Annotated in this window: 1 protein-coding gene; it reads right to left on the bottom strand. The window is 48.4% G+C overall.

From position 1 onward, the window contains the following. Nucleotides 1-26 precede the first annotated feature (26 nt). Nucleotides 27-800, bottom strand: a 774-nt coding sequence (locus E5358_RS14935; protein ID WP_135940942.1) for an IS982 family transposase, incomplete at its 5' end; no start/stop codon positions are given.

The raw sequence follows: 800 nt of genomic DNA, 5'->3' as shown, positions 1-800 counted from the left end.
TACGCGAGTTCGGGATAAGAAATCATTTAAAATAGTTCCATCTGCCTTGATTTCTCCACATGCACGGGCATAGCCTCTGGCTTGTTGTCAAAGAAGCAGTATGCAGTCAGTGCGGAGCAGATGTTCATTATGAAGTTGTGCACAGACCTGTGCCTTGAATGTACAATCTCCACCTTGTTCTTCAGCAGGTCATTGATGCATTCGATGACATACCTCTTCCTCAGCATTATCTTGTCATACATTGGCATGAGCTTGTTCTTCATGTTCGCCTTCAGGCCATGGACAAGGTGTATCCCGTTGCTGAAGAGACTTTCGAAGAGTTCCTTCTTGATATACCCCCTGTCGGCAAAGACCTTCCCATAAAGATCCTTTGTGAACACGCTCCATACCCTGTCGTCCCTGTCATCAACGTTAGCACCTGTAAGACAGAATGTTATGGCCTCACCTCTGTCGTTGCACATAAGATGCAGCTTGAATCCGTGACACCACCCCATGGTCCCCTTTCCATCCGTGGCAAGACCTTCGAACACCTTGTTGAAACAGCGCCTCACATTATGGCACACCGGAATCATCGTGCTGTCAACGAACGTTATCCCGGAGCACTTGCCGAAAGCCTGCAGCCTCATGAAAAGCATAAGAGGGAAGAAGACGCGCGGCATGAGTTCCACGAAGCGGTTGTAGGATACGGCGGAAGGGAAATCCTTGGCAAGATGCCCCTTGATGAAGAACATGCAGTAGTGCTTGAAATTGGCGAATGTTCCGAAATGGCAGCATACAAGGATTGTCATTATCTCGCTCTC

The organism is Palleniella muris, from assembly GCF_004792655.1.
Classification (GTDB): domain Bacteria; phylum Bacteroidota; class Bacteroidia; order Bacteroidales; family Bacteroidaceae; genus Prevotella; species Prevotella muris_A.
Note: the sequence above shows the minus strand (reverse complement) of the source record. Positions and strands in the feature narration are given on the sequence as shown.